20 protein-coding genes are annotated in these 24,429 nt (G+C 74.0%); 11 read left to right on the forward strand and 9 right to left on the reverse strand.

Features of this window, described 5'->3' with window-relative positions:
• Window positions 1-32: 32 nt before the first annotated feature.
• Window positions 33-1,595 carry an APC family permease gene (locus tag D0Z67_RS03925; RefSeq protein ID WP_031180241.1) on the forward strand — a complete coding sequence of 521 codons (1,563 nt, stop codon included), beginning with the start codon at window positions 33-35 and terminating at the stop codon, window positions 1,593-1,595.
• Here D0Z67_RS03925 and D0Z67_RS03930 read toward each other — a convergent pair.
• The 4 genes from D0Z67_RS03930 to D0Z67_RS03945 form a co-directional block, all read right to left on the reverse strand.
• On the reverse strand, window positions 1,587-6,257 hold the full coding sequence (locus D0Z67_RS03930; RefSeq protein ID WP_031180240.1) for a hypothetical protein: 4,671 nt from the start codon (window positions 6,255-6,257) through the stop codon (window positions 1,587-1,589). The genes D0Z67_RS03925 and D0Z67_RS03930 overlap by 9 nt on opposite strands.
• 40 nt (window positions 6,258-6,297) lie before the next feature.
• Window positions 6,298-7,170, reverse strand: coding sequence for a hypothetical protein (locus D0Z67_RS03935; RefSeq protein WP_031180239.1), 873 nt, complete (start codon window positions 7,168-7,170; stop codon window positions 6,298-6,300).
• A gap of 31 nt (window positions 7,171-7,201) precedes the next feature.
• A complete protein-coding gene (locus D0Z67_RS03940; protein WP_031180238.1) occupies window positions 7,202-8,731 on the reverse strand; it encodes a hypothetical protein in 1,530 nt (509 codons plus the stop codon).
• A gap of 96 nt (window positions 8,732-8,827) precedes the next feature.
• Window positions 8,828-9,520: a GntR family transcriptional regulator gene (locus tag D0Z67_RS03945; protein ID WP_031180237.1), complete on the reverse strand. Its 693-nt coding sequence runs from the start codon at window positions 9,518-9,520 to the stop codon at window positions 8,828-8,830.
• A 129-nt stretch (window positions 9,521-9,649) separates the two neighbouring features.
• Here D0Z67_RS03945 and D0Z67_RS03950 point away from each other — a divergent pair, with 129 nt between their 5' ends.
• Genes D0Z67_RS03950 through D0Z67_RS03965 form a run of 4 tightly spaced genes read left to right on the forward strand, consistent with a single transcriptional unit; the run spans window position 9,650 to window position 13,254 of the window.
• Window positions 9,650-10,954 (forward strand): MFS transporter, encoded by a 1,305-nt coding sequence (locus tag D0Z67_RS03950; RefSeq protein WP_031180236.1) that lies wholly within the window; start codon window positions 9,650-9,652, stop codon window positions 10,952-10,954.
• 46 nt (window positions 10,955-11,000) lie between these two features.
• Window positions 11,001-11,768 (forward strand): LamB/YcsF family protein, encoded by a 768-nt coding sequence (locus tag D0Z67_RS03955; protein ID WP_420824424.1) that lies wholly within the window; start codon window positions 11,001-11,003, stop codon window positions 11,766-11,768.
• Window positions 11,765-12,382 (forward strand): 5-oxoprolinase subunit PxpB, encoded by a 618-nt coding sequence (gene pxpB, locus D0Z67_RS03960; RefSeq protein WP_031180234.1) that lies wholly within the window; start codon window positions 11,765-11,767, stop codon window positions 12,380-12,382. Before D0Z67_RS03955 ends, pxpB begins: the two co-directional genes overlap by 4 nt.
• Window positions 12,379-13,254, forward strand: coding sequence for a 5-oxoprolinase subunit C family protein (locus tag D0Z67_RS03965; protein ID WP_031180233.1), 876 nt, complete (start codon window positions 12,379-12,381; stop codon window positions 13,252-13,254). The genes pxpB and D0Z67_RS03965 overlap by 4 nt, the downstream gene beginning before the upstream one ends.
• A gap of 19 nt (window positions 13,255-13,273) precedes the next feature.
• On the opposite strand, the gene D0Z67_RS03970 is transcribed toward D0Z67_RS03965, so the two are convergent.
• Both D0Z67_RS03970 and D0Z67_RS03980 read right to left on the reverse strand, forming a co-directional pair.
• Window positions 13,274-14,692 (reverse strand): hypothetical protein, encoded by a 1,419-nt coding sequence (locus D0Z67_RS03970; RefSeq protein ID WP_031180232.1) that lies wholly within the window; start codon window positions 14,690-14,692, stop codon window positions 13,274-13,276.
• Between the two features lie 305 nt (window positions 14,693-14,997).
• Window positions 14,998-15,390: an ankyrin repeat domain-containing protein gene (locus D0Z67_RS03980; protein ID WP_031180231.1), complete on the reverse strand. Its 393-nt coding sequence runs from the start codon at window positions 15,388-15,390 to the stop codon at window positions 14,998-15,000.
• A gap of 220 nt (window positions 15,391-15,610) precedes the next feature.
• Between D0Z67_RS03980 and D0Z67_RS03985 the strand changes: the two genes are divergently transcribed.
• Both D0Z67_RS03985 and D0Z67_RS03990 read left to right on the forward strand, forming a co-directional pair.
• On the forward strand, window positions 15,611-15,805 hold the full coding sequence (locus tag D0Z67_RS03985; RefSeq protein WP_030810431.1) for a hypothetical protein: 195 nt from the start codon (window positions 15,611-15,613) through the stop codon (window positions 15,803-15,805).
• A gap of 89 nt (window positions 15,806-15,894) precedes the next feature.
• Window positions 15,895-17,493 (forward strand): membrane protein, encoded by a 1,599-nt coding sequence (locus tag D0Z67_RS03990; protein WP_031180230.1) that lies wholly within the window; start codon window positions 15,895-15,897, stop codon window positions 17,491-17,493.
• Window positions 17,494-17,593: 100 nt separating this feature from the next.
• On the opposite strand, the gene D0Z67_RS03995 is transcribed toward D0Z67_RS03990, so the two are convergent.
• On the reverse strand, window positions 17,594-19,099 hold the full coding sequence (locus tag D0Z67_RS03995; RefSeq protein ID WP_031180229.1) for an SCO1417 family PLP biosynthesis transcription factor: 1,506 nt from the start codon (window positions 19,097-19,099) through the stop codon (window positions 17,594-17,596).
• Window positions 19,100-19,163: 64 nt separating this feature from the next.
• Here D0Z67_RS03995 and yczE point away from each other — a divergent pair, with 64 nt between their 5' ends.
• From yczE to D0Z67_RS04015, 4 genes are all read left to right on the forward strand, one after another.
• Window positions 19,164-19,856, forward strand: coding sequence for a membrane protein YczE (gene yczE / locus D0Z67_RS04000; protein WP_051887529.1), 693 nt, complete (start codon window positions 19,164-19,166; stop codon window positions 19,854-19,856).
• Window positions 19,853-20,620, forward strand: coding sequence for a glycerophosphodiester phosphodiesterase family protein (locus D0Z67_RS04005; protein ID WP_031180227.1), 768 nt, complete (start codon window positions 19,853-19,855; stop codon window positions 20,618-20,620). Before yczE ends, D0Z67_RS04005 begins: the two co-directional genes overlap by 4 nt.
• A gap of 63 nt (window positions 20,621-20,683) precedes the next feature.
• Entirely contained in the window at window positions 20,684-22,030 is a 1,347-nt protein-coding gene (locus tag D0Z67_RS04010) for an MFS transporter (RefSeq protein WP_031180226.1), read from the forward strand.
• 267 nt (window positions 22,031-22,297) lie between these two features.
• Window positions 22,298-22,672, forward strand: coding sequence for an RNA polymerase-binding protein RbpA (locus D0Z67_RS04015; RefSeq protein ID WP_003977404.1), 375 nt, complete (start codon window positions 22,298-22,300; stop codon window positions 22,670-22,672).
• 99 nt (window positions 22,673-22,771) lie between these two features.
• Here D0Z67_RS04015 and fxsA read toward each other — a convergent pair whose 3' ends face one another.
• Together fxsA and D0Z67_RS04025 are read right to left on the reverse strand one after the other, a co-directional pair.
• On the reverse strand, window positions 22,772-23,356 hold the full coding sequence (gene fxsA / locus D0Z67_RS04020; protein ID WP_031180225.1) for an FxsA family membrane protein: 585 nt from the start codon (window positions 23,354-23,356) through the stop codon (window positions 22,772-22,774).
• Window positions 23,357-23,389: 33 nt separating this feature from the next.
• Entirely contained in the window at window positions 23,390-24,178 is a 789-nt protein-coding gene (locus D0Z67_RS04025; RefSeq protein ID WP_031180224.1) for a polyprenol monophosphomannose synthase, read from the reverse strand.
• Window positions 24,179-24,429 lie beyond the last annotated feature (251 nt).

Consider the following 24,429-nt stretch of genomic DNA (forward strand, 5'->3'; position numbering starts at 1 on the left):
CCCGTTTCCCTCTGCCCCCAGGAGTCACACCGATGACCAAGGCAGTACCGCCGTCCGGCACGCACGGGCACGACGACAGCGAACTCGCGGAGTTCGGGTACCGGCCCGAACTCAAGCGCACGCTGGGCAACTTCCACACCTTCGCCGCCGGGATCAGCTACATCTCGATCCTGACCGGCACCTTCCAGCTGTTCTACTTCGGCTACGGCAGCGGCGGCCCCGCGTACTGGTGGTCGTGGCCGATGGTGTTCGTGGGCCAGTTCGCGGTGGCCCTCTGTTTCGCGGAGCTGGCGGCCCGCCATCCGGTGGCGGGCTCGGTCTACAACTGGTCCAAGCGGATCGGCAATCCGCACCTGGGCTGGCTGGCCGGGTGGATGATGCTGGTCGCGTCCATCGTGTCGATCGCGGCGGTGGCGCTCGCCTACCAGCTCACGCTGCCGCAGATATCGTCCGTCTTCCAGTTCGTCGGCGACGGCACCGGCACCTACGACGTGGCGACCAACGCGGTGGTACTCGCGACCGTGTTGATCCTGTTCACCACGCTGGTCAACGCCTTCGGGGTGAAGCTGATGGCCAGGATCAACACCGCGGGGGTGTTCATCGAGCTGGTCGCCAGTGTGGTGCTGATCGTCATGCTGGCCGTCCACATCACCCGTGGCCCGCGGGTCGTGCTGGAGACCAACGGCACGGGCGCGGGCCACGGCGCGGGTTACCTCGGCGCGTTCCTGGTGGCGTCGCTGGCGTCCGCCTACGTGATGTACGGCTTCGACACCGCCGCCTCGCTGGGCGAGGAGTCGCTCAACCCGTCCCGGAACGCGCCCCGCGCCATCCTGCGGGCGATCATCGCCTCGTTCGTGCTGGGCGGTCTGGTGCTGCTGCTGGCGCTGATGAGCGTCTCCAGCCTCAAGGGCGACAAGCTGTCCACGGACGGGCTCCAGTACGTGGTGCTGGACGTGCTCGGGCCGACGGCCGGCAAGGGGATGCTGTGGTGCGTGCTGATCGCGGTCACGGTGTGCGCGCTGGCCGTGCACACGGCGGCGATCCGGCTGGCGTTCGCCATGGCGCGGGACAACAACCTGCCCGCGTCCTCGGTGCTGGCCCGGGTGAGCCCGCGCTTCAGGACGCCGGTGGTGCCGGCCGTGGTGATCGGGGTGCTGGCGCTGGCGATCCTGGTGGTCAACATCCGCCAGCCGCAGATCTTCACCGTGGTGACCAGCATCGGCATCATCATGATCTACCTGGCCTACCTCGGGGTGACCGCGCCGATGCTGGTGGCGCGGCTGCGCGGCCGGTGGACCCCGGCCGGGGAGGGGCGGTTCTCGCTGGGCCGCTGGGGACTCGTCGTCAACGTGGTCGCGGTGGTGTGGGGCGCGGGGATGACGCTCAACCTGATCTGGCCGCGCCCGGCGGTGTACAACGCGAGCGCGCCCTACCACTGGTATCTGCGGTGGGGCGCGGTGCTGTTCGTCGCGGTGATCGCGGGCGGCGGCTTCGCGTACTACTGGTTCGTCCAGCGGCACCGGACGGGGGTGCTGGCGGAACACCGGCTGGAGGTCCCGGCGGAGACCTCCGAGCCGACGCCGACGTCAGACTGAGGACACCCCCGCCGACGGCCGCTTGTACATCCGGGTCGCGGTGATCTCGCTGCGCACCCCGGCCCCGTCCCCGTCCTGCCGCTGCTGCGGCAGGCCCGGCCGCAGGTGCTCCTCCACGCTGATGTACTTCAGCCCGGCCCGGAGGTCGGCGTCGTTGCGCAGCCGGATGACCAGCGGGAACTCGGCGAGCGCGGTGGTGTCGAACAGGCCGGTGGTGTACAGCAGCTGGACGCCGAGCGCGTCGGAGACGGCCCGTTGCAGCTCCAGCAGGTACGTCGCGTTGGCGCGGCCGATGGGGTTGTCCAGGAACAGCGTGCCGGCGTGCCGGTGCTTGTCGCGGCCCCGGTCGTTGGAGCGCAGCGCGGCCATCGTGCAGTACAGCGCGATGGCGGCGGTGAGCAGCTGGCCGCCGGAGAACACGTCGCCCATCTGGCCGACGGGCACCCGCTCGGCGCGCAGCACCGCGTCCGGCTTGAGGATCTCCACCGCGACGCCCTTGGGCCGGAGCGCGGCGGCGACGCCGCGCAGCAGCAGGGACATGCCGTCCCGGCGAAGGTCGGAGTTCTTCTTGACGGCGGCGCTGGTGGCCTCGTCGATGACCTCGCCGAGCCGCTCGGTGAGGGTGGCCTGGTCGGGCTCCTCGAAGCGGATACGGAGGAATTCCTGCCCGGACCACTCGCCGAGCCCCTCGGGCAGCCGGGAGAGCCGCTGGGCGGAGCGGAGGGTGGCGAGGGAGGACTCGACCAGGCCGCGCAGCCGGTCCACGATCGAGTCGCGGTTGCGCTCCAGCTGGGCCAGCTCGTCGGTGAGGACGCGCAGCCGGGGCGCGAAGGCGTCGGCCCACTTCTGGGCGTGCTCGGGCAGCGCGGCGGCGGGCAGTTCGCGGATCTGCTGCCGGGCCGGGGTGCGGACCTGCTCGTAGCGGGTGGAGTTGGCGTGCCGGACCAGGATGTCGCTGGCCTCGCGGACGGCGGTGTCGGCGGCGGAGAGGTCGGCGGCGCAGCCGCGCAGCGAGCGGCGGGCCTCGGCGGCGGACTGCCGGGCCTCCTCCAGGGTGCCGGGGTAGGGCTCGGGGTCCTCCGCCCGCTCGTCCCCCTCGTCCTGGGCGGACGGTTCGCGCAGCAGGTCGCGGAGCATCGCCGCGATCTCGTCGAAGCCGCCCGCGCCGTCCTCGGCGGTGCGGTGCGCGTGCTGGAGTTCGGCGTGCGCGTCGCGCGCCTCGGTCAACGCCTCGGTGCGGGTGGCGAGTTCGGTGGTGGCGGTGCGCAGCAGGGTCTGGGCGTGCTCGGCGTCGCGCGGCCGGTGGTCCTCGGGCAGCTCGGTGTGCGCGTCGTCGCCGTCCTCGGGGGCGTGCCGCTCGGCCTCGCCGCGCAGCCGGCCGAGCTGTTCGCTCGCCGTGGACAGTCGGGTCTCCAGCAGCTGCACCAGTTCCTCGGCGCGGGCGGCGGCCGCCTGCCGGGAGGGGCCGTCGGAGCCGTCGGGCGACTGGAGGAGCTGTTCGGCGCGGGTGCGGACCTTGTTGCTGAGCCGGTCCAGGTCGGCGCGAGCGGCGCTCTCGTCGCTCTCCGCGCGGGCCTGTTCGGCGCGCAGGTCGGCGCCGACGCCGACCTTCTCGTAGACCTGGGACGCGGCCCGGTACGCCTCGCGCAGTGCGGGCAGGGAAGCCTTCGGGGCGCCGTCCTCCGACTCGGGCACGTCGTCGGGAGCGCCCGCGATCTCGGCGCGCTCGGCGCGCAGGGCGCGGGCGGTGCGGCGGGCGTCGTCGGCGCCGCGCTGGGTGGCGCGCCGGTCCTCGTCGGCGGCGCGGGCGCGTTCCAGGCAGGACTGGGTACGGGCCTCGGACTCGGCGGCGTCGTCGGCGAGTTCGCGGAGCTTGACCTGCCAGGTGGCGCGTTCGCGCAGCCGGTGCGCGAGTCCGGCGAGGGCGTCGGCGACCCGGCTGGCGCGCTGGGCGGCCTCCTGGCGTTCGTCGCGCAGCCGGGTGGCCTCGGCGGCGGTCTCCTCGGCCTCAACGCGGGCGGTGCGGACCTCGGTGAGTTCGGCCTCGGTCTCGTCGGCGAAGGCGCGGGCCTCCTCGGCGCCGGCGGCGAGTTCGACGATCCGGCCGGCCGGGCAGCCGGTGCGCCAGGAGGCGAGCCGGGCGGCGAGTTCGCGGTCCTTGCCGAGGCGGGCGGCGAGCGCCCTGATCTCGTCGTCGCGTTCGGTGGCCCGTGCGCGCAGGGCCTGGCGTTCCTCGTCGGCGGCGTGTTCGTCGTGCATGGCCGGGTTCGGCGGCACGAGAAAGACGTCGGTGGGCTGGGCCTCGGCGGCGGGGGCCGGGGCGAGCAGGGCGGCGGCGGTGCCGACGGCGACGGCGGAGCGGGGCAGCAGGGCGGCCTCGCCGAGGGCCTCGCGGGCGCGGGCGTGGGTGGCGGGGTCGGTGATGATCACACCGTCGACCAGTTCGGGGCGGGTGGCGAGCACGCGCGCGTGGTCGGCGGGGTCGACGGCCTGGGCGAGGTAGCGCCAGCCGGGGAGCGCGGGGATGCCGTGCTCGCCCAGGTACTCCACGGTGGCCAGCACGTCGGGGCCGGGCGGCAGCAGGCCGCCGTCGCCGAGCGCGGAGAGGATGCGGGTGTCGTCGGCGGCAGCGGTGCGCAGGTCGAACAGGGTGCGCTCGGCGGCGGTCACCGCGTCGTCCAGGAGGCCGCGCAGCTCGTCGGCGTAGCGGTCGAGTTCCTCGGCGGTGAGCGGGCCCCCGTCGGCGCTGTCGCGTACCGGCTCACCGGAGTCGGAGCCGTCGCGCGGCGCCGGGATGGCCGAGCGCGCGGCACCGGCGGCGGGCAGGCTGAGCAGTTCCGCGAGGCGCTCTTCGGCGGCCAGGGCCTCCGCGAGGCGGCGCTCGGCCTCGTGGGCGCGTTCGGCGGCGGTGGCCGCGTCGGCCGCGCGGGCGGCGGTGAGTTCGGCGCGGGACTCGGCGGCGGCCGTCTCACGGGCGTGCTCGACGGCCGCGCGGGCCGCCTCGCGGGCGGTGTCCCAGGCGGCGACGGCCGTCTTCTCGGCGTCGCTGGCGGCGAGCGCGGCCCGCGCGGGGTCGGCGTCGGGGGCGGTGTCGTCCAGCCAGCCCGCGCGGACGGCCTCGGCGGTCTCCTGCTCGACCTCGGTGAGGCGCTGGCGCAGATGCCCGATCTCGCTGCGGGCCCGCTGGGCGTCGGTGGCGGCGGCGGTGGAGTCGCGGTACGCGGCGTCGCTGACCTCCTGGAGCGCGGCGGAGCGCTCCTCCTCCTCGTTGGCCAGCGCCTCGGCGTTCCCGGCGGCCGCGTGCAGGGCGCGTACGAGGTCGACGGCGGCCTTGGCGCGGGCGGCGAGCGCGGGCGCGGCGTCCCGCTCGGCCTCCTGGATGGCGGCGGAGACGCGGGCGACCCGGTCGGCGGCGGCGCGGTGGCGCAGCACGGCCTCGGCGGCCTGCCAGGCGGCGTACAGGGTCCGGGCGTCGGCCAGCTCGCGCTTCTGCCCGGCGGCGGCCTTCTCGGCGGCGGCGAGTGCCAACGAGGCGTGCCGGTAGGCGAGTTCGGCCGCGATCAGCGCGCTGCGCTCGCGGGCGCCCTCGGAGTGGGTGACGGTGTCGACGGCGGCCGTGACCCGCTGCGCGAGGTCGGTGGCGCGGACCCGCTCGCGCACGGCCCGCGCGGACAGCCGCCGGGCCAGGGTGCGGGTACGGCGCTCGGCACCGGTGTGCACGTCCCGCGCGCGGGTGCGGGCGTCGGCGGCCTCCACGATGCGGCCGAGCAGGTCGACCGAGCCGGCCGTGAAGTCCCGTTCGGCGATGAGTTCGGCGCGGCGGCCCAGCTTGTTGCCGAAGCCGCCGACGAGGTCGGCCAGCCCGTCGGTGTCGCGGGTGTCGGTGACGGCACGCAGCAGCAGGTCGGTGAAGTCGGAGTCCTTCTTGACCGCGAAGAGGCCGGCCGCCTCGCCCTCGTCGGCGTTCATCTCCCGCTGGTAGCGGAAGAGTTCGGGGTCCAGGCCCAGGTCGCCGAGGTGCTCGGTCCAGCGCTCGTGGGTCTCCTCCCAGTGCGCCTCCAGGTGCGGGTAGTTCTTGCCCGCCTCGGTGAGGGCGTCCCGGAAGCCCTTCATGGTGCGCCGGCGGCCCTGCGCCCCGGAGGCGCCCTCCACCAGCGGCCGTACGGCGGTGGACTCCGCGACCGGCAGGTTGTCCAGGCTCAGCCCCGGGCCGGGCCGGAACGAGTACCAGGCTTCGGCGAACTTGCGCGGGTCGTTGGAGACCTGGCGCCCGCGCCACTCGCTGACCTTGCCGACGACCACGCACTCGCCGGTCTGCACGTGCTGCCACTCCAGCGCGACATGCCCGCAGTCGTCGGCGAGCAGGAACTTGCGCAGCACGCCGGAGCTGGCGCCGCCCAGGGTGTTGCGGTGGCCGGGCAGCATCACCGAGAAGATCAGCTTCAGCAGGACGGACTTGCCGCCGCCGTTCTCCAGGAACAGCACCCCGGCGGGCGCGGGCCGGCGCGGCGGGCCGACCGGCTCCTCCTCGAAGAACTCCGCCTGCGTGGGCGCCGGATCGGGCACGGGGGCGCCCACGCCGCGCATGTCGAGCACGGTGTCGGCGTAGCGCGCGCCGGCGGGCCCGATGGAGTAGAGGCGGACGCGGGACAGCTCGTACATGGCGGACTCTCGTGAGGGCTTCGGAGAAGGTGCGGGCGGGTCAGGAGTGGAAGGGCAGTCCGGCGTCGGCGACCAGGTCGAGGTCGTCGGTGTCCTCGGCGGGCAGCAGGCTGGCGGTGCCGCCGGTCTCGGTCACCACGCCCAGCTCCAGCAGTTCGCTGAGCGCGGCGCCGCCCGCCATGTCCCGCACCTGCAACTGGTAGCGGGCGGTGGTGCGGTAGGTGCCGCCGTGGTCGTCGCCGGTGCGCTGGAGGAACCCGGACTCGGTGAGGAAGCCGAGCGCCTTGGCGACGATGCCGGTGGTGGAGGCGGCCGGGCGCCGGGCGTCCTTGGTGGCGCCGGTGGCGCTGCGCCGGGCCCAGATCCGCCAGGCGGCCTCCAGACCGGGGGCGTCGGTCACCGGGTCGGTGTTCTCCCCGGACTCCTCGGCCCGCTCCTCCAGCCTGCGGCACGCCTGCCGTACGAAGGCGTCCACGCCGTTGACGGTGACGCGCCCGATGTAGGAGTCGTCGGCCAGGTCCTCGGGCCGGGGGAACGCCAGCGCGGCCACGGCCAGATGGGCCAGTCCGTGCAGGAAGCGGTCGGCGGAGTCGGCGGTGGTACGGCGGGCGTAGTCGCCCATCCGCACCGCGAACACCGAGTCCTCGGCGGCCGTCACGGCCATCCCGGCCCGCGCCGACACCTCCAGCACCACGAGCCCGAGCCCGGTCGCCACGGCGTCGGCCAGCCGCGCGAACGCCCCGTCCTCCCGGTACCGCCGCAGCAGCTCGGTGTACTCCTGGTCCCGCGCGGGCTGCAGCTTGGGCTGCAGTCCGAAGGCGACCAGCCGCGCCGCGTCGGCGGCGTCGGCAGGGGTAACGGCCGGCGCCGCAGCCGGCGCTTCGGCGTCACTCCACTCGACGTGCTCGGTCACGACGCAAACTCCTTGAACTCGAACCTTGAAGTCATCCTGCGACCGCCCGGTCGCTGGCCATCCCCACCGCGTCCAACAACGCGGTCCCCACGATCAGATCCGCCCCGCCGAAGTCGGGATCATCCAGCTCAGTACCGTCATCGACAGCGAACAACAGCTTCTCCTCGCCCTGCCGATAAGCGGTCCCCACAGCGGGACTGGCAGCGTGAATAGCCATCAGCGCGACCAGATACGCCAGCTCGAACCCCTCAGCGGCCCGAGCCTCCGCCAGCAGCCCCGACAACCTCCGGGGAGCGTCGGCCGGCAGATCCAGCAAAGCCCGAGCGGCAGCGACCTGCTCCTCCGAGAACCGGCTGTCGTCCGGCGTCGCGATCAGATCCGGCTCCGGCATCTCCGCACCCAGGTGCTCCCGCTCGACCGGCGGCGTCAGCAAGATGTCGACCAGGTCAGCCACCCGCACCGACACCGGCGTACGCAACCCCACCCCGCTGCCGAAGAACGCGTCGGTGACCCGGATCGCCTGCTGGAGGGGCAACGGCAGTGTGGGCGCGACCAGATGCCCGTACAGGTCGAGCCCGGAGGTCCCCGTGGGGGTGGCGAACGCCTGCCGGTCCTGCTCCGCGCGGAACAGCGGGCCCGCCTCCAGCAGCCGGGACTGGAGCTGGGTGTGGCGCCGGATGCAGTCCTTGACGATGTCGACCAGCTCGGCGGCGCGGCGCTTGTGCTCCGGCTCCTCCGTCTCGTCGCGGGCCTTGCGGATGTTGGTGAGGATCGCGTTCTCGTGGCGGTAGCGGTCGGCCACGTGGTCCAGCGCCTCGGCGATCATGTCGGGCACGGAGTTGAGCCAGTCGACCGCGCGGACGTTGCGCCGGGTGGCGTCCAGGGCGCGGCGCAGGGTCTCGGAGTACTGCACGGTGCGGTAGCGGGCCTGCTCGGCGGCGAGCTGGGCGTCGGCCAGCCGGCCCCGGTTGATCAGCACCTCCAGCTTGACCTCGGCGGCGATCTGGGCGCTGGTGACGTCGGTGTCGAGGGCGCCGACGAGGACGTTGACCGCCTCGTCGGTGGTCCGCAGGTACACCGTGCCACCGGGTCCGGGGACCTCTTCGATCAGCTTGAAGTCGTAGTCGCGGCGGACATAGCTGCCGTCGGAGGCGAAGGTTCCGTACACCGCGCGGAAGCCCCGGTCGGCGCTGCCGACGTTGATCAGGTTCTCCAGCACCCAGCGCGCCACCCGCTCGTGCTCGGCGGTGGTGCGGTGGGGGGCCTGGGCGGCGATGCGCGGGACGAGCCGGGCGACGATCTGCTCGTGGTCGGCGCCGGTGTCGAAGTCCATGTTGAGCGTGACGAGGTCGATGGCGGCGAGCGCCACCTCGGCCATGCCGTACGTCGAGTACTCACCGGCCAGGTTGGCCTTGCGGGCGTCCAGGTCGTGCAGCGGGGCCGTGCACGCGAGCGCGCGCAGCCGCCGCGCCAGCCCCTCGTCGGCGGCCGGGCCCGGCGCGGGGCGCGGCGCCGCGCTGAGCTGGGGCGGAACGCGGTCCGTCGGTGCAGGCGAAGTCACGGTGCACAGATTAGGTCCTCGGTCCGACAACCACCCAAACGGTGTGGAAGCGACGGCCGTCACAGCGGCACGAGACGCCCCTGACCGGGGGGCGTCTCACTGCCCGTCGACCCGGTGGCGGTAGACCTCCAGCACCCGTTCGAGGGAGTCGGCGAGATAGGTCGACAGCAGTTCCTCCGCCCCGGTCCGGTCGCCGGCGCGCAGGGCGTCGAGGATCTGGCGGTTGCGGGCGAGGTAGGGCTCGTGGAGGCGGCGCGGGTGGTCCACGTGGTGGAAGGCGAGCCGGAGTTCGGCGAAGACGCTGCGCATCAGCTCGTCGGTGCGCTCACTGCGGGCCAGCGCGACCAGTTCCCGGTGGAAGTGGAAGTTGGCCGTCCCCAGCGATTTCCAGTCACTTTCCCGCGCCGCCGACTCCCCCTCGGCGACGGCTCCGGCGAGCCGGTCGAGGGCGTACGGGGGCTCACCGAGGCCGCGTACGACGGCGCACTCGACCAGGGCGCGGGTGCGGTAGATGTCCTCGACGTCGGCGACACTCAGCACCCGGACGAAGACGCCCCGGTTGAGTTCGTGGACGAGCAGCCTTTCGTGGGTGAGCAGCCGGAACGCCTCGCGCAGGGTGTTGCGTGACACCCCGAGGGCGCCGCCGATGCTGTCCTCCGACAGCCGGGTGCCTGGCGGGAAATAGCCCTCCGCGATCCGGCTCCGGAGGATGTCGGAGACCCGCTCGGCGGTGCTGGTGCGGCCCAGGAGGGCGCGGTCGTCGGCCAGTTGACCCCACTGCTCTGCCATGCCCGGAATTCAACCGCAGTGCCGGGGACGAGACAACGTACCCATTGAAGGATCGTTGAACAATCCTCTACGGTGCTCGGCACAGCTCACCGAACCGCACCCCCCTCACGCTTCTGCGAGGTGCCGCCCATGAGCACGACTCCCCCGCCCTGGCTGACCGCCATCCCGATCCAAAACGCCCGTGAAGAAGGCCCGTCGGGCTGGTTCCGCGCCCTCGGCCCGCGCGGCCGCCGCGCCTTCGCCGGGGCCTTCGGGGGCTATGCCCTCGACTCCTACGACTACTTCACGCTGCCGCTGACCATGGTCGCGCTGGCCGCGTACTTCCACCTCGACAGCGGCCAGACCGGGCTGTTCACCACGGTCACGCTGGTGGTGTCCGCCGTCGGCGGCGCCCTGGCGGGCATGGTCGCGGACCGCATCGGCCGCGTGCGGGCCCTGATGATCACCGTTGTCACCTACGCGGTGTTCACGGTCGCCTGCGGCTTCGCCCCCACCTACGAGACGCTGCTCGTCTTCCGCGCCCTCCAGGGGCTGGGGTTCGGCGGCGAGTGGGCGGTCGGGGCGATCCTGGTCGCCGAGTACGCGAGCGCGCGGCACCGGGGGCGCACCCTCGGCGTGGTGCAGAGTTCCTGGGCGGTCGGCTGGGGTCTGGCCGTGCTCGTCTACACGCTGGTGTTCTCCTTCGTCGGCGAGGACCTGGCCTGGCGGGTGCTGTTCTGGACCGGCGCGCTGCCCGCGCTGCTGGTGGTGTGGCTGCGCCGCCGGGTGCACGACGCGCCGCAGGCCGCGGCGGCCCGCGAACACAGCCCGGAGCGCGGCTCGTTCGCGGCCATCTTCCGGCCGGGCACGGCGCGGGAGCCGGGCCTGCTGCGCATCACGCTCTTCGCCAGCCTGCTCTCCGCCGGGGTCCAGGGCGGCTACTACACGCTGGCCACCTGGGTGCCGACGTATCTGAAGACCGAGCGCGGCCTGTCCGTCGTCGGCACCGGCGGCTATCTGGCGCTGCTGATCTCCGGGGCCTTCCTCGGCTATCTGGCGGGCGGCCACCTCACCGACAAGCTGGGCCGGCGCCGCACCATCTGGCTGTTCGCGCTGCTGTCGGCGGTCTGTGTGCTGGCCTACGCCAACATCCCGCCCGGCGCGGGCACCCTGCTGCTGGTGCTGGGCTTCCCGCTCGGCTTCTGCATGTCGGCCATCTTCAGCGGCTTCGGCTCCTACCTGAGCGAGCTGTACCCGACGCCGGTGCGCGGTACGGGACAGGGCTTCACGTACAACACCGGGCGCGCGGTGGGCGCGGTCTTCCCGACCCTGGTGGGCTTCCTGGCCGACAGCTGGGGCGTCGGCGCCGCGCTGGCCTTCGGCGCGGCGGGCTACGGGCTGGCGGCGCTGGCGCTGTTCGGGCTGCCGGAGACGCGCGGCCGTGACCTGGTGTGACCCGCCCGTGTCGAGTGATCCGCGTACTGAAGGAGGTCCGCACCCGATGACCATGACCGGACCGGTCGATCTCAACGCCGACCTGGGCGAGGGCTTCGGCCGCTGGCAATTGACCGACGACGAGGGGCTGCTGTCCGTCGTCACCAGCGCCAACGTGGCCTGCGGCTTCCACGCCGGGGACGCGGCCACCATGCGCCGGGTGTGCGAACTGGCCGCCGCGCGCGGGGTGGTGGTCGGCGCCCAGGTCTCCTACCGCGACCTCGCCGGTTTCGGCCGGCGCGCGATGGACGTGCCGTCCGCCGAGCTGACGGCAGAAGTCGCCTATCAGATCGGCGCGTTGGAGGTGTTCGCCCGCGCGGCGGGCGCCCGCGTGGCCTACGTCAAGCCGCACGGCGCGCTCTACAACCGGGCCGTACGGGACGAGGAGCAGGCCCGCGCGGTGGTGGACGGGGTGCTCCTGGCCGGGGCCCGGCTGCCGGTGCTGGGGCTGCCCGGCTCGCGGCTGCTGGAGGCGGCGGAGAAGGCGGGCCTGCGCGCGGTGCCGGAGGCGTTCGCGGACCGCGCCTACACCGACGAGGGCACGCTCGTGCCGCGCGACCGGGAGAGTGCCGTGGTCAGCGACCCGGAGACGGTGGTGGAACGCTCGCTGGACCTGGCCCGCTCCGGCGAGGTGACCGCGCTCTCCGGCGCCCGTATCCGGGTGCGGGCCCGCTCCCTGTGCCTGCACGGCGACACCCCCGGCGCGGTCGAGCTGGCCCGGCGGGTGCGTGCCCGGCTGGCCTCGGCGGGCGTGCCGGTGGAGGCGTTCGCATGAGGGCGCTGCCGGTGGGCGCGCACGCCCTGCTGGTGGAGGCCGACTCCGCCGAGCAGGCGCGCGCCCTGCACGCGGAGCTGCTGCGCCGGCGCGCGGCGGGCTCGCTGTCCGCCCGCGAGATCGTCCCGGCGGCCCGCACGGTCCTGCTGGACGGCGTGGACGACCCGGTACGCCGGGCCGCCGAACTCACCGCCACCGAGCCACCGCCCGCCCCCGAGACCACCTCCGCCCCGGTCGAACTCCCGGTGCACTACGACGGACCCGACCTCGCGGAAGTCGCCGCGCACTGGGGCGTGTCCGTACGCGAGGTGGCCGAGATCCACGCCGGTACGGAGTTCACGGTGGCCTTCTGCGGCTTCGCCCCCGGCTTCGGCTACCTCACCGGCCTGCCGGAGCACCGCTACGTGCCGCGCCGCTCCACCCCGCGCACGGCGGTCCCGGCCGGGTCGGTCGCGCTGGCCGGGCCGTACACCGGGGTGTATCCGCGTGCGTCGCCGGGCGGCTGGCAGCTGATCGGCCGTACGGACGCCGTGCTGTGGGACACCGCGCGGGAACCGGCCGCCCTGCTGGCGCCGGGTACGCGGGTGCGCTTCACCCCGGTGGGGGCGGCGTGACGGACCGAGCGCTGGTGGTGGTGCGGGCGGGCGCGCTGACGACCGTGCAGGACCGGGGGCGGCCCGGCCACGCCCACCTGGGCGTCCCCCGCTCCGGCGCCCTCGACCCGCCCGCCGCCGCGCTCGTCAACCGCCTGGTCGGCAACTCCCCGGACGCGGCGGTGCTGGAGACGACGCTCGACGGCTGTGCGGTGCGGGCCCGTTCGGCGGTCACCGTCGCGGTGGGCGGGGCTCCCTGCCCGGTGAGGGTGGGCGGCCGCCCGGCACCTTGGGGCGCACCGGTCCGGGTGGCCTCCGGCGAGGTGCTTCAGGTGGGGACGGCGGTCGCGGGGGTGCGGTCGTACGTGGCGGTCTCGGGCGGGGTCGCGGTGGAGCCGGTGCTCGGCAGCCGGGCCACGGACCTGCTGTCCGGCCTGGGCCCGGCGCCGCTCACCGACGGCACCGTGCTCCCGCTGGGCCCGCCCACCGCCGCCCCGGCCCGCCTGGACATCGCCCCGCAGCCGGCGCCCCCGGCCGGGCTGGTGCTCCGGGTGACGCTGGGGCCGCGCGCGGACTGGTTCACGCCTCGGGCCCTCGGAGAGCTGACGAGCCGTACGTACCGCGTCTCGCCCGCGAGCAACCGCATCGGGCTGCGCACGGAGGGACCCGCGCTGGAGCGGGCGCGGGCGGGCGAACTGCCCAGCGAGGGCATGGTGTGGGGGGCGGTCCAGGTCCCGCCGGACGGCCTGCCCCTGATCTTCCTGGCCGACCATCCCACGACCGGCGGCTACCCGGTCGTGGCGGTGGTCCACCCGGCGGACCTGCCGGGCGCGGCCCAGGCGAGGCCGGGGACACCGCTGCGCTTCGTAGCCGTACGAGGGACCCGCCGGTGAGCCGACGGGCCCCCTCGGCTCACAGCGTCTGCGGGTCCTGTTCGAAGCGGCTGCGGACCGCCGTCTGGACCTCGTCCTCCTCGGCGGGGTCGGCGGCCAGGCGGCGGAGGCGCTCGACGACGCGGGCGTCGCCGGTCTCGGCGTGGCGGGCGGCCAGTTCGCGGGTGGTCTCCTCGCAGTCCCAGAGGCACTCGACGGCGAACCCGGCGGCGAAGGAGGGGTCGGTGGCCGCGAGGGCGCGGGCCGCGCGGCCGCGCAGATGGGAGGAGGCCGTCTCCCGGTAGATGTGGCGCAGTACGGGCGCCGCGCAGGCGATGCCCAGGCGTCCGGCGCCGTCGACCAGGGTCCACAGGGTCGGCGCGTCGGGGCCCTCACCGCGTACGGCCTCGCGCAGGGCGCCGAGGACGAGGTCGCCGTCCTGTGCGCCGCCCCGGCAGGCCAGCACGCGCCCGGCGGCGGCGCCGAGCACGTCGGGCCGCTGGGCCCAGCGGCGGGCCCGCTCCACGGCGGCCGGGGTGCGCATCCGCTCGAAGGCGTCGAGCGCGGCGTCCACCACCACGCCGGGGCCGTCCGCGACGGCGGCCTCGACCAGGTCGAGGGTCTCCGGCGCCCCGCTGTCGGCGAGGTAGCGCAGGGCGGTGCAGCGGGCGCCGTCGGTGCCGGAGCGGGCGGCGGCCAGGATCTCCGGCCGGTCCTCGGGCGCGGCGACGGCGACCAGACAGCGGGCGGCGGGGACATGGAGGGCGGCGCCGCGCTCCAGGCCCTGCTGGGCCCACTCGAAGACGGCGTCCACGCTCCAGCCGGGGCGGGGCCCGGTGGGCCGCATCTGCCGCTGCCAGCGGTCGAAGCTGCCGGCCTCACTGGCGGCGCGCACCCGCGCGGAGACGGATTCACGCGGGTCGTCGGCCCACAGGCGCCAGGGCCGGGGTTCGAAGGCGTCGCGTACGGCGGTGGCGAGTTCGGCCTCGCCGGCCGGGTCGGTGCCGAAGCGGGCCAGCACGGGGGCGGCGAGGGCGCGCAGGCCCGCGTCGTCGTCGCGCAGGGCCAGCTCGTCCAGCGCCCAGGCCCAGTTGGCGCCCTGGGCGGCGTACCGGCGCAGCAGGGCGAGCGCGTCGAGCCTGCCGTAGGAGGCGAGGTGGCCGAGGACGGCGAGGGCGAGCCCGGTGCGGGACTCCTCGGTGTCCAGGGCGTCCTCGGGGTCGAGGAGGTGGGCCTCGATGGCGTCCAGGCCGCCGTTGAGGTCGAGGTAGAGGCGGGCGTAGTAGAGGGAGCGGTTCTCCACCTGCCAGTCGTGGCGGGGGTCGTGGAGGACGCAGTGGTCGAGGGCCTGGAGCGCCTCGGCGCGGGGGGCGGTGAGCGCGTGCAGGGTGCCGTCGCCCCGGCCCCGCTGGAGCAGGCCGAGCAGGGTACCGCTGGGCGCTATGACCGGATCGAACATGGGAAACAGCCTCACATCAAGCGTCGACGCAACCGGGGACCACTCATCACCTGGCCGCGTGACACAACGTCGGAGCGCCCGCCGTCTCTTGCTTGCTGCTGCCCATTTCTCTCTGCCTCTCGTCGGGGCCCCTTGCGGGCCGCTTCACGGCCCGCGTGGCGCGGCATCTCCCGCCCGGCCATCACGTCCGTGAATCACGTCGTCATGATGACCCGCGGTTTGTGCCGCCGCGACCGTATTTACGGCGGTCCCCCTCCGCCTCCCCCCGTCGATCTCCGCCCCTGAAGGGGACGGCTGCCGAAGTGTCAGTGCGCGCCGAACAGTTCCAGCAGTTCGGCCTTGCCGAACATGCGGGCGGTGTCGATCGCCGAGGGCGTGCCCGCGGCCGGGTCGGCGCCGCCGTCGAGCAGCGCCTGGATGACCGCCGCCTCGCCCTTGAACACGGCTCCGGCGAGCGGGGACTGCCCCCGGTCGTTGATCCGGTCCGGGTCGGCGCCGCGCTGGAGCAGCGCCCGTACGGCGTCGGCGTGCCCGTGGTACGCGGCGAGCATCAGCAGGCAGTCGCCGCGGTCGTTGGTGAGCCCGACCGGGACGCCCGCGTCGACGTAGGCGACCAGTTCCTCGGTCCGGCCCTGCCTGGCCAGGTCGAAGATCTTGGTCGCCAGCTCCACGACCTGCGGGTCGGGGGCTTCGCTCATCGGCCGGACCGCCTCTCATGACTTCCGTTCGGGTGAATCGCCAGCGTACTGGCTCGCGCACCGGCGCGGGCGCTCTGCCCGGCCGGGTGACCGACGGCTCCACCACTCGTGGGAAAAACGGCGAATTTCACCCACTTGCACCTTTTATCGTATGGATACATTCTGTGATCCTGGAAGTACTCATGGTGACTGTCCCCCCTTCGACACCAGGAGGTCCCAAATGATCCTCTCCATGTCCGGCGTGGTCCTGCTCGGCATCATCGTCTTCCTGTTCTTCCGCAAGGACGGGCTCAAGGGGTCGCACGCCGTCGTGTCGGCGCTGTTCGGCTTCTACCTGGCGAGCACGGCCATCGCGCCCAGCATCAAGGCCGGCGGCGAGAGCCTGGCGAGCCTCCTCGGCGGCATCAAGTTCTGACCGCGCCCCTCCCCCGAGGCCACGCGGACCGGCGGGTCCCGTCCGAGGGGGAGTCTCCCCACGCCCGTACCCACCTCCAGGAGACAGCAGTGGCCCGGCGCCCACTCCCCCGCATTCTGAGCAAGGACAGCGCGCAGCTCGCCCGCACCCAGCTCGCCCGGAGCCGGGAGCTGGCCCGGACGGCGGCCGACAGCGCCACGGACGTCCTCCACCCGCTGATCACCATCTCGCGCGGCCTGCGCCGGCTGGCCCTGGCCGGCCGGGCAAAGGTGGTGGCCACCCCCAAGGACAAGCGGGGCCCGCTGCTGTTCCTGGCGGCCGCCGTGGTCATGGCCGTCGCGCTCATGCCGTACGGCCCGCTGCTGGCCGCCGTGTCCCTGATGGTCGCGGCGGCCTGGTACGGCCGCGACCACGCCCCGGCCGCGCCCGAGGGCCCCGACACGGCACGGGCCGAACGGCTCCAGTCGCTCTACGAGGCGCTGGTGCCGTCCTTCTCCACCGCCGACGACCCGGCACCGCTGTACGCGCACGGCGGCGCCTGGGACGCGGTCCTCACGGAGCACGAGTTCGACGAGAGCGGCCGGCTGGAGCACGTCGTCATCCGCTACCCGGCGTACTTCCCGGACGGCGACCCGGAGTCCCGCGCGCGGGTCGAGCGGCTGCTGACCGCGAAGGCGGGGCGCGGCCGGGAGTACCGCTTCGCCTGGGAGGAGGAGGGCAACCGGCTCACGCTGAGCGTCCTGGCCGCCCTGCCCACCGGCATCACCGCCCAGCACTTCGTCACCGCGCCCGGTGAGACGGTGCTCGGCTTCACCGACCCCGACGAGGTCCAGCGCACTCTCCCGCTCTCCTACGGCGAGGAGACGTGCGACGTGCCTCCGGTGGTCTGGCGCACCGGGAGCCGCTCGCCGGAGCCGCATCTGCTGGTCATGGGCCAGCCGGGCAGCGGCTCGTCCACGCTGCTGCGCTCCATCGCCCTCCAGGCGCTGCGGCACGGCGACGTGATGATCGTGGACGGCGGCGGCACCGGCGAGTACTCCTGCCTGATCGGCCGGGAGGGCGTGCTCGCCGTGGAGTGCGCGCCGGCCGGGGCGGTGTCGGGTCTGGAGTGGGCCGCGCAGGAGACCGAGCGGCGGCTCCTCGCGGTCAACCAGGCCCGGCAGGCGGGCGGTCCGCCGCCGGAGGACACCACACGTCCCCTGTGGGTCCTCCTGGACCGCCCGACCGTCTTCACCCACCTCGCGGAGGCGGAGCACCGCACCGACCCCCAGGCCCTGCTCCAGGTCCCGCTGCGGCACGGGCGGGCGGCCGGGGTGACGGTGGTGGTCGCCGAGCAGTTCGACAGCGCGGACACCCTCAGCGAGGCGATCGGCCAGCACACCCGCGCCCGGGTGGTCCTCGGCCCGGCCTCCCCGCAGCAGGTCACCGCCTTCCTGGGCGCCCCGCCGCCCACCACCCCGCCGGACCGGACCCCGCCCGGCCGCGGCTACGCCCGCCTGGGCTCCGGCCCGGTCCACCGTCTCCAGGTCCCGGCCACCCCGGACCCCTACGACGAGGCGACCCCGGAACCGGAGCGCAAGGCGGTGCTGTCCCTCCTGCCCGAGCGCACCACCCCGGCGGAATCGGAGCCGACCCGCTCGCTGGAGGTCGTCTCCCCGGCGGACGCCGTCCCGGCGGACCGAGCCTGAACCCCCACACACGCCGGACCCCGCCCACGCGAAGGTGCCCGCTCCGACCCCTCGGAGCGGGCACCTTCTTGTGGGCGAACTCGAGCACGAACCCGCAGGTTCACGCCACGAACGCCCCCGACGCCTCCCCGCCCCCGGTGACCCCCGACTCCACCAGCCGCGCGGCCGACGCCAGCCGGGACGCCGCCTCGTCGGCCACCGCGCCGCCCACGGTGAACGGCAGCCGCAGGTATCCCTCGAAGGCGCCGTCCACGCCGAAGCGCGGGCCGGAGGGGACGCGGACGCCGACCCGCTCGCCCACCTCGGCGAGGCGGGAGCCGGAGAGGCCGCCGGCCCGGACCCAGAGGGTGAGGCCGCCGGAGGGCACGTCGTACTCCCAGTCGGGCAGCTCGCGGCGGAGCGCGGCGAGCAGGTCGTCGCGGTTGTCGCGGGCCTGGGAACGGCGGAGCGCCACCGCCTGCTCCCAGCCGCCGCTGGTGAACAGCCAGTGCACGGCGAGCTGTTCGAGCACCGGGGTGCCGAGGTCGGCGTAGGCGCGCGCGGCGACCAGGCTGCGGATGACGTCCGGGGCGGCCCGCACCCAGCCGATGCGCATCCCGGCCCAGAACGCCTTGCTCGCCGAGCCGACGGTGATGACGGTCGAACCGGCCGGGTCGAAGCCGCACATCGGGCGGGGCATGTTCCGGCCCAGCTCCTCCTCGAACCACAGCTCGCTCATCGTCTCGTCGGCGACCAGCACGGTCCCGGCCGCGCGGGCGGCATCCACCAGCCGGCGCCGCTGGTCCTCGTCGGCCAGCGCGCCCGTGGGGTTGTGGAAGTCGGCGACGACGTAGGCGAGCCGGGGCGCGGCCTCCCGGAAGACCTGGCGCCAGCGGTCGAGGTCCCAGCCGCCGAGCCCCTCGGCCATGGCGACCGGGACGAGCCGGGCGCCCGCCTCCCGCATGAGCTGGAGGATGTTGGCGTAGGACGGCGACTCGACGGCGATCCGCTCGCCCCGGCCCGCGAAGAGGTGGCAGATGGCGTCGATGGCGCCCATCGCACCGGTGGTCACCATGATCTGCTCGGGCATGGTCGGGATGCCCTGCGCGGTGTACCGCTCGGCGATCGTCGCGCGCAGCGCGGGCAGCCCGGCCGGGTAGTCGCCGTGGGTGTGGGCGTAGGGCGGGAGGTCCTCCAGCGCGCCGGAGACGGCACGGGTGAGCCAGGGCTCGGGCGCCGGGAGGGCCGCGCAGCCCAGGTCGATCATGGAGCCGAGCGCCTCGGGCGGCAGGGGTTCCAGCCCGCGCGCGGGCAGCGGGTTGCCCGCCGGTACGGCGGTCCAGCTCCCCGCCCCGCGCCGGGACTCCAGGAACCCCTCGGTGCGCAGGGCCTCGTACGCGGCGGCGACGGTGGTACGGCTGACGGAGAGGGCGAGGGCCAGTTCGCGTTCGGCGGGCAGCCGGGCGGCGACGGGGACGCGGCCCTCCAGGACGAGCAGCCGGATGCCGTCGGCCAGCGCGCGGTAGGCGGGCGGGCGGCGCGTGCCGGGGCCACCCGGCCGTTCCTGCTGGGAGTTGAGGAGCCGGGCAAGCTGAGCGGCACCCACCGCAGAGGTCCAATGTGCCATGAAGATCAGTCCACCTTCCCCGGATTGGCCATGGATGGCGCTCCGTCCCAAGCCACAGAGTGACATGAGCAAGGCCACTGTCACCACCCCAGGGGGGTATTCCATGTCCGCTCCGGGCCGCCTCGCCCGCCGACTCCTCCAGCTCTACGCCGGACTCGCGCTGTACGGGGCGAGTTCCGCGCTGCTCGTCCGCTCGGGCCTCGGCCTGGAGCCGTGGAACGTGCTGCACCAGGGGCTGGCCGCCCGCACCGGCCTGAGCATGGGCGTGGTGCTGACGCTGCTCGGAGCGGCCCTCCTGCTGCTCTGGATTCCGCTGCGCCAGCGTCCCGGCCTGGGCACGGTCTCCAACGTGCTGGTGATCGGCTTCGCCATGGACGCCACCCTGTCCGTACTGCCTCCGGCGCACGGCCCGGCCGCGCGGATCGCGCTGATGGCCTCCGGCATCGTGCTCAACGGCGCGGCAACCGGCCTCTACATCGCGGCGAACTTCGGCCCCGGCCCGCGCGACGGTCTGATGACCGGGCTGCACCGGCGCACCGGCCGCTCCATCCGGCTGATCCGCACCTGTGTGGAGGTCACCGTGGTGGCGACCGGCTTCGCCCTCGGCGGCACGGTCGGCGTCGGCACCGTGCTGTACGCGCTGGCGATCGGCCCGCTGGCCCAGTTCTTCCTGCGCGTCTTCGCCCTGCGCCCGGCGCCAGCACCGAGCAGGGTGGTTGCCGCCCACGCGCCGGAGCGCGCGATACTGCGCCGGTGACCGAGCCGATACGCCATCCGTACCTGGACCACCCCGGCCCCATCCCCTTCGCCCACCGGGGCGGGGCGGCCGACGGGGTGGAGAACACCGTGGCCCAGTTCCGCCGGGCGGTGGAGCTGGGCTACCGCTACATCGAGACCGACGTCCACCTCACCAAGGACGGCACACTGGTCGCCTTCCACGACGACTCCCTGGACCGGGTCACCGACGGCACCGGCCGCGTCGCCGACCTGCCGTGGACGGAGGTCGGCCGGGCCCGCGTGGGCGGCCGGGAGCCCGTACCGCTGTTCGCGGAGCTGCTGGAGACGTTCCCCGAGGTCCGCTGGAACGTGGACGTGAAGGCGGAGGCGGCCCTGCTGCCCTTCCTGGAGCTGGTCGGGCGGACGAATGCCTGGGACCGCGTCTGTCTGGGCTCCTTCTCCGAGGCGCGGGTGCGCCGGGCGCAGCGGCTGGCGGGGCCGAGGCTGGCCACCTCGTTCGGCACCCTGGGCGTGCTGGGACTGCGGCTGCGCTCCTGGGGATTGCCCGCCCCGGTGCGCGGCTCGGCCGTGGCGGCGCAGGTGCCGGAGGTGCAGTCGGGCGTCCCGGTGGCCGACCGGCGCTTCGTGCGGGCGGCGCACGCGCGCGGGCTGAAGGTGCACGTGTGGACGGTCAACGATCCCGAGCGGATGCACCGGCTCCTGGATCTGGGGGTCGATGGCATCATGACCGATCACATCGACACGTTGCGCGAGGTCATGGAGGACCGCGGCGTCTGGGTCTGACCCGGGCCCGCCACGCCTGCCCCGCCTTGGCACGGCACTGCGGCGGGGAAGCGAGGGCGCGGGGTGGGGATCGACACCGTGCGGGCGGGGGCGTCCGAGGAGACGGCGGGTTCACGGCGGGAGCAACGCGGCTGGTACTGGTACGACTGGGCGTGCTCGGTCTACTCCACCAGCGTCCTGACGGTGTTCCTCGGCCCGTATCTGACCTCCGTGGCCCGGCACGCGGCCGACGCGAACGGCTATGTGCACCCGCTCGGGCTGCCGGTGCGCGCGGGCTCGTTCTTCGCCTACACGGTCTCCCTGTCGGTGATCGTCGCGGTGCTGGTGATGCCCCTGGTGGGCAGCCTGGCCGACCGCACGGGCCGCAAGAAGCCGCTGCTGGCGGCGGCCGCGTACACCGGGGCGGCCGCGACCACGGGCATGTTCTTCCTGGACGGCGACCGGTATCTGCTCGGCGGGCTCCTGCTGGTGGTGGCCAACGCGGCGCAGTCGGTCGGGACGATGCTCTACAACTCCTACCTGCCGCAGATCGCACCGCCCGCCGACCGCGACCGGGTCTCCTCGCGCGGCTGGGCCTTCGGCTACGCGGCCGGCTCCCTGATGCTGGTCGTGAACCTGGTGCTCTACCTGGCGCACGACTCCTTCGGGCTCTCGGAGACCGAGGCCGTGCGGGTGTGCCTGGCCTCGGCCGGGCTGTGGTGGGGCGCCTTCGCCCTGATCCCGCTGCGCCGACTGCGCGACCGCCACGCGCGCGTGGCGGCCTCCGCCCCGACCGGGCTGCGCCAATTGGCGGCCACGGTGCGGGACATGCGCCGCCACCCCCGCACCCTCGCCTTCCTGCTGGCCTACCTCGTCTACAACGACGGCATCCAGACGGTGATCACCCAGGCGTCGGTGTACGGCTCCGAGGAGCTGGGTCTGGAGCAGTCCACGCTGATCGGCGCGGTGCTGCTGGTGCAGATCCTCGCGGTCGCGGGAGCCCTGGCGATGGGCAGGCTGGCGCGGACCTACGGCGCCCAGCGCACGATCCTCGGCTCCCTGGTGGCCTGGACGCTCACCCTGGCCGCCGGGTACTTCCTGCCCGCCGGGGCGCCGGTGTACTTCTATGTGCTGGCGGCCGCGATCGGCATGGTGCTCGGCGGCAGCCAGGCGCTCTCCCGCTCGCTGTTCTCCCACCTGATCCCGCCGGGCAAGGAGGCGGAGTACTTCTCCGCGTACGAGATGAGCGACCGGGGCATGAGCTGGCTCGGCCCGCTGCTGTTCGGGGTGACCTACCAGCTCACCGGAAGCTACCGCTCCGCGATCGTCTCCCTGGTGGCCTTCTTCGTGATCGGCTTCGTCCTGCTCGCGCGGGTACCGGTCCGGCGTGCGATCGGCGAGGCGGGGAACCCGGTACCCGAGAGGATTTAGCGTTCAACACGAAAGGGCGGTAGTGTACGCGTTTGGCCTGCCAGGCGTACCGTTACTGCGCGTCAAAGACAGCGAAACGCTGGGTCATTTCTGCGTGCAGATGTGACAAACCGGGCGTGTGTGGGTACAACAAGGGGCGGCTACGACGGCGACGCACGACCCGGAACGGGACTCGGAACGGGAATCTTTACCGCCGACCGGACGTTGACCGGATGACGACGACAGCGACACCTGTCCTGTGGGCGACAAGCCCGGGAGGCACGATTCATGAGTGAGCGAGCTCTTCGCGGTACGCGCCTCGTGGTGACCAGCTACGAGACGGACCGCGGCATCGACCTGGCCCCGCGCCAGGCCGTGGAGTACGCATGCGAGAAGGGGCATCGTTTCGAGATGCCCTTCTCGGTCGAGGCGGAGATTCCGCCGGAGTGGGAGTGCAAGGTCTGCGGGGCCCAGGCACTCCTGGTCGACGGCGACGGCCCTGAGGAGAAGAAGGCCAAGCCCGCGCGTACCCATTGGGACATGCTGATGGAACGACGCACCCGCGAGGAACTCGAAGAGGTCCTCGAGGAGCGTCTGGCGGTCCTGCGGTCGGGCGCGATGAACATCGCGGTACACCCGCGCGACAGCCGCAAGTCCGCGTAGCCCCCAGGGGCCGCGCCGGACCGAGCGCACAGAGAAACCGCGGGCGCCGTACATCGTCACGATGTACGGCGCCCGCGGTTTCGTGCTGTCCGGACCCGCTCAGCGGTCCAGCGGCGGCCGGGGTTCGCCGGTGGAGTCGTCGCGGCGCTCGCGGACGACCTCGCCCTGCACCACCTTGCCGTCCGGGCGGTGGATACGGGCCTGCTGGAAGGCGTCGCCGAAGGAGCCCGGGGTGGCCCCGCGCAGCTTGCGGCTCACCACGTGCTCGGTGCGCCGGCGCACCAGATTCTGCACCGGGGGGAGCAGCAGGAGCAGTCCGGCCACGTCGGAGAGCATGCCGGGGAGCATCAGCAGGAGCCCGGCGAGCATCAGCAGGCCGTTGCTGCCGCCGCCCGGGGAGGGCGCGGCACCGCGCCGCAGGGCCTCGTCCAGGCTGCGGAAGGCGCGGCGGCCGGCCCGCTTCACCACGACCGCGCCCGCGACGAAGCTCGCGGCCAGGATCAGGAACACGGCGAGGCCCCCGGCCGCGTCCGCGACCAGGGTGAACAGCCAGATCTCCAGCACCAGCCACGCGGCCGGCGCGAGCGGCAGATACCTGCGCGGCGCCGAACGCCTGGGCCGCCCGGCCTGTCCGGCTTGTCCTGGCTGCCCGGTCTGCGGAGGGGTGGATGCGCCAGTCGTCATGCTTCCAGTGTGCCTGGGCCCCGCCCGGTACCCCTACTTGCCCTTGGCCTTGATCTTGCCGACGCGGTCGCCCACGCCCCACGCGGTGACCCGCCACAGGGCCTCCACGAGGATGTCCCGGCTCATCTTGGAGTCGCCGAACTCGCGCTCCACGAAGGTGATCGGGACCTCCACCACGTGGTACCCGGCCTTGACCGCGCGGCGGGCCAGGTCGACCTGGAAGCAGTAGCCCTGGGAGGCGACCTCCTCCAGACCGAGCCCCTGGAGCGTCTCGGCGCGGAAGGCGCGGTAGCCGCCGGTGATGTCGCGCAGCGGCAGGTCGAGGGCGATCCGGGAGTACAGGCTGCCGCCCCGGGAGATGACCTCACGGGACCGGGGCCAGTTCACCACCCGGCCGCCGGGCACCCAGCGCGAGCCGAGGACCAGGTCGGCGCCCTTGAGGGCGGTCAGCAGGCGGGGCAGTTCCTCGGGCTGGTGGGAGCCGTCGGCGTCCATCTCGACCAGCACGCCGTAGCCGTGCTCCATGCCCCAGCGGAAGCCCGCCAGGTAGGCGGCGCCCAGGCCCTCCTTGCCCTTGCGGTGCAGCACCTGGACGTGGTCGTCCGCGGCGGCCAGCTCGTCGGCCAGCTTGCCGGTGCCGTCCGGGCTGTTGTCGTCCGCCACGAGGACGTGCGCCTCGGGGACGGCCTTGCGTACCCGGCCCACGATGGCCTTGATGTTCTCCGCCTCGTTGTAGGTCGGAATGATCACCAAGGCCGTGCCGAGCGGACCGAACTGCCGCCCTCTGGCCTTGGCCGAGAGGGTCCCGTCGCCGTCGTTCACTGCTGCCCCTTCATGTCGTGCGCAGGCGTCCACCATAGTGGTCACGGCCTGCGATGACGCGGCGGCACGGGCCTCGGGCGGTGTCGGAAGCCGGTGAGCGGGGTAGGAGCGCGCTTTTCGGCGGATTTCGCGCCGCCGTGCCGCGGGTTTCACGCGGCGGATGGGGGCCCGCGCCGCCCTTCGGGCCGACCTGGGACCCGCTGGCTGCGGATCGACCGAGAGCCGTTGTCTACTGAGCGCGCGGGCCCCAT

It is taken from the genome of Streptomyces seoulensis, assembly GCF_004328625.1.
Lineage (GTDB): Bacteria > Actinomycetota > Actinomycetes > Streptomycetales > Streptomycetaceae > Streptomyces > Streptomyces seoulensis.

What these genes read in the sequence shown, in the direction of transcription:
- D0Z67_RS03925 (WP_031180241.1), top strand. Translation starts at nt 33, where the DNA reads ATGACCAAGGCAGTACCGCCGTCCGGCACGCACGGGCACGACGACAGC.
- D0Z67_RS03930 (WP_031180240.1), bottom strand. Translation starts at nt 6,257, where the DNA reads ATGTACGAGCTGTCCCGCGTCCGCCTCTACTCCATCGGGCCCGCCGGC.
- D0Z67_RS03945 (WP_031180237.1), bottom strand. Translation starts at nt 9,520, where the DNA reads ATGGCAGAGCAGTGGGGTCAACTGGCCGACGACCGCGCCCTCCTGGGC.
- D0Z67_RS03950 (WP_031180236.1), top strand. Translation starts at nt 9,650, where the DNA reads ATGAGCACGACTCCCCCGCCCTGGCTGACCGCCATCCCGATCCAAAAC.
- D0Z67_RS03955 (WP_420824424.1), top strand. Translation starts at nt 11,001, where the DNA reads ATGACCATGACCGGACCGGTCGATCTCAACGCCGACCTGGGCGAGGGC.
- pxpB (WP_031180234.1), top strand. Translation starts at nt 11,765, where the DNA reads ATGAGGGCGCTGCCGGTGGGCGCGCACGCCCTGCTGGTGGAGGCCGAC.
- D0Z67_RS03970 (WP_031180232.1), bottom strand. Translation starts at nt 14,692, where the DNA reads ATGTTCGATCCGGTCATAGCGCCCAGCGGTACCCTGCTCGGCCTGCTC.
- D0Z67_RS03980 (WP_031180231.1), bottom strand. Translation starts at nt 15,390, where the DNA reads ATGAGCGAAGCCCCCGACCCGCAGGTCGTGGAGCTGGCGACCAAGATC.
- D0Z67_RS03985 (WP_030810431.1), top strand. Translation starts at nt 15,611, where the DNA reads ATGATCCTCTCCATGTCCGGCGTGGTCCTGCTCGGCATCATCGTCTTC.
- D0Z67_RS03995 (WP_031180229.1), bottom strand. Translation starts at nt 19,099, where the DNA reads ATGGCACATTGGACCTCTGCGGTGGGTGCCGCTCAGCTTGCCCGGCTC.
- yczE (WP_051887529.1), top strand. Translation starts at nt 19,164, where the DNA reads ATGAGCAAGGCCACTGTCACCACCCCAGGGGGGTATTCCATGTCCGCT.
- D0Z67_RS04015 (WP_003977404.1), top strand. Translation starts at nt 22,298, where the DNA reads ATGAGTGAGCGAGCTCTTCGCGGTACGCGCCTCGTGGTGACCAGCTAC.
- fxsA (WP_031180225.1), bottom strand. Translation starts at nt 23,356, where the DNA reads ATGACGACTGGCGCATCCACCCCTCCGCAGACCGGGCAGCCAGGACAA.